This window comes from Spirillospora sp. NPDC049652, assembly GCF_040675125.1.
Taxonomy (GTDB): Bacteria; Actinomycetota; Actinomycetes; order Streptosporangiales; family Streptosporangiaceae; genus Spirillospora.
On the sequence record NZ_JBFAOF010000847.1, the window covers coordinates 1 to 3,171 of the forward strand.

A 3,171-nucleotide genomic window follows, 5' to 3' on the forward strand; every position below is an offset into this window, starting at 1 on the left:
CCCGGCGAAGATCGACGAGTCGGCCGAGCGGGCCGAGCACGTCGACGCCGTAGGGGCGGCCGCCGACGTGGTCGTCGATCCAGCGCAGTTCCTCCTCGAGCCGGTCGGGGGTGTAGGCGACGGCGCCGAGGACGCCGAGGCCGCCGGCGTTGGTGACGGCGGCGACGACGTCGCGGCAGTGGGAGAAGGCGAAGAGGGGGAACTCGGTGCCGAATCGCTCGCAGACGTCGGTGCGCATGCCGCCGACGCTACTGGGCCGAACGTCATTCGGTCCAGGGGGTCTCGCGGTACCGGCGGATCAGGTCCTCCTCGCCGTAGCGGCGCGTGCGGCGGTGCCAGTTCACGATGGCCGCCATCCAGTTCTGATACTCCCGGACGAGCCCGCCGAGCGCGGCCCGCTCCTGCCTGGACAGCCCCATGTCGTCGGCGAGGACGGGCAGCTCGTGCATCACCACGTGCTGGAACTGCCGGATCCGCGAGGTCATCAGGTCGGCGACGACGCGCAGCGCCGTCGCGCGGTCGCAGCCGAAGAAGTTCTGCACGACCAGCACCATGTTGTGGAACTCGCCTTCGAACTCGATCTCCTTCTGGAACGAGAACACGTCGTTGACCAGGGTGCTGAAGTCCATGGCCGAGTGGAGCAGCGACTGCACGGGACCGGTGGCGTAGACGGCGTCGGGGAGCCCGGCGGCCTTGCCGAGGTGGGTGAGGGCCAGGGTGAGGTCGGAGCCGAAGGTGCGGCGGCGCATCTCCATATAGTCGACCGGGTCGGGGACGCGGTTCTGGAGCTGGTTGCCCAGTTCCCACAGCCAGCTTTCGAGCATCGTGTCGACCGCGGCGCGGAACCGGCGGCGTCCTTCGGGGGCCATCGGCCCGGCGGTGCGCCGCCACAGGTCGTCCAGGCCGCGCTCCAGGGCGCTCTCGGGCCGGGGGGTGGCCGCGCCGTCGGCCACGGGCATGAACAGGCCGAGGCGGGCGTTGGTGGCGCGGGCTCCGGCGATGTCGCGGCCGCGGCCGAACACCGCGGGGTAGTAGTCGTCGGCGTAGGTGCCCCAGGCGAGCCACTGGGCGCCGAGATCGAGCTCGTCCGGGCCGGCGTCGGGCGCGAGGCCGGCGGCGCAGAGCGCGAGGTCGAAGTCGGCGAGGAGCCGGGCGTTCCAGACGCCCGAGCCGGGAACGCCCGGCTGCGGGCGCAGCAGGCCCATGCGCTCGGCCCAGTCGGCCAGGTGGTCGCGCGCCCGGTCCAGGTGGGGGTTCAGCGACAGCGTGAACGGCATGTCGATCTCGGGGATGACCGATGGCCCGACCCGCTGGGGGACGTGCGCGTACTTGCGGAGCCGGGCGATGGCGGGCGGCCCGAACAGCGACCGGATGTCCAGCCCGCTCATGCCGAGTTCGGCGGCGCCGGGGAAGGCGGGCACGCGCGCCTCGGCGTCGGCGTCCAGCGCGCCCCGGTTCATGTAGCGGGACGAGCGCATGTGCCACTCGTGACCACCGGCCTGCCAGTCCTGGAGCCCCTTGATGTACGCGCCGACCCGGGCGACCTCGTCCGGGGTGAGGCCCTCCTCGGCGCACAGCGCGGGGACCTCGGTGAGCGCGGTGTGCTCGAACTGCTGGATCCGGGAGGTGAGAATGTCGTTGACGGCCTCGGCGGCCTCCTGCGTCCCGCAGCCGAAGAACTTCTCCAGGACGAGCACGCCGTTGCTGAGCTCGCCCTCGTCCTCGACCTCCCGCTGGTAGGAGAACAGGTCGTTGCGCAGGTGGACGGCGTCGGCGAACGCGTCGCGCAGCACCGCCATCGGGCGCGACCCGGCGATCCGCGCGGGGATCTCGGCGTGCGCGGCGTGCTCGACCAGGTTCGCCGACCAGGGGGCGCCGCCGACCCGGCGCCGCATCTCGATGTACTCGACGGGGTTGGCGACGCGGTGCGCGTTGATGTTCGACAGCTCCCACAGCGACTCGTTCAGCAGGTGCCGGGTGCGTTCGGCGAACCGCTCCCGCCACGCCGGGGACATCGCCGGGACGGTCCGGGCCCACAGGTCGGCCAGGCCCGCCTCGACGGGGTTCTCGGGTTCGGGGACGCGGCTCATGTCGCCGTCCAGTGGCATGAACAAGGGCAGCCGCGCCAGGTGGTCGCGGCCGCCCTCGCGGTCGCCGGTGCGCTTGAAGCGCTCCAGGAAGTGGTCGTCGAAGAAGAACACCCACACGTACCAGTCGGTGATGAGGGCGAGTTCCCCGGCGTCGCAGTCGGGGTGGGTGTAGGCGCACAGCAGGGGGTAGTCGTGGGCCTCCAGGTCGGCCTGGTCCCAGACGTCCGAGCCCTCCAGCATGCCCATCGCGCGGGCCCACGGCACCGAGTGCGCGCGGGCCGCCTCCAGGTTCGGGTTCAGCCGCGCGGGATAGGCGCTGTAGAACCTCGGCAGCCGGAACGGCTGTGTCGTGCCGACCACGCCCATGGGCGGTCCACCCTCTCGCCTCGCGCCGGACAGGCCACGCCGGGAGCCGTGCCGGAAACCGCACCGGAAGCCGCGCGGAGAACACGCTCCCGGCGCGCATTCTGACAGAGGGTGATGATTGCCCCGTGGTCAGATCATCGTGCTCCGCGGAACCGGTCTGTGGCCTCGATGAGATGGTTCAGGGTGCCGGGTTCGTCGAAGCCGTGGCCGGCGTCGGGCACCAGGTGCAGTTCGGAGCCGGGCCACGCCTTGTGCAGCGCCCAGGCGGCGTCCGGCGGGGTGAGCAGGTCGTAGCGGCCGTTGACGATGACGCCGGGCAGGCCGTTCAGCCGGTGCGCGTCGCTCAGCAGCTGGCCGGGTTCGAGGAAGCAGCCGTTGCCGAAGTACCGGTTCTCCAGGCGGGCGACGGCGACGGCGGCGCGGACGTCCTCGTCGTCCTCGCGCGGGACGAGATAGCTGGTCGTGTCCTCCCAGCGGGTCCAGGCGAGCGCGGCGGGGATGTGGACGGCCGGGTCGGGGTCGGCGAGGCGGCGGGCGTAGGCGGCCATGTAGTCGCCGCGCTCGTCCTCGGGGATCGCGTCGCGGAAGCCCTCGAAGGCGTCCGGGAACAGCCGGGACACGCCGCCCTTGGCGAAGCACCACGGCTCGTCGGCGGGCAGGACGAGGTAGACGCCGCGCAGCACCAGCGCGATGACGCGGTCCGCGTGGGCCTGCG

Annotated in this window: 3 protein-coding genes; all 3 read right to left on the reverse strand. The window is 72.4% G+C overall.

The window, feature by feature from the left end; translation table 11 throughout:
• Positions 1-238: nitronate monooxygenase (locus AB0J52_RS33695; RefSeq protein WP_500186922.1), on the reverse strand; the 238-nt coding region annotated here is incomplete at its 3' end.
• 25 nt (positions 239-263) lie between these two features.
• On the reverse strand, positions 264-2,456 hold the full coding sequence (locus AB0J52_RS33700; protein ID WP_500186923.1) for a terpene synthase family protein: 2,193 nt from the start codon (positions 2,454-2,456) through the stop codon (positions 264-266).
• 134 nt (positions 2,457-2,590) lie between these two features.
• Positions 2,591-3,171 (reverse strand): alpha/beta fold hydrolase (locus tag AB0J52_RS33705; protein ID WP_500186924.1); only part of this gene is annotated, 581 nt, incomplete at its 5' end.

Coding starts and splice junctions, on each gene's coding strand:
- AB0J52_RS33700 (WP_500186923.1), bottom strand. CDS start 2,456: ATGGGCGTGGTCGGCACGACACAGCCGTTCCGGCTGCCGAGGTTCTAC.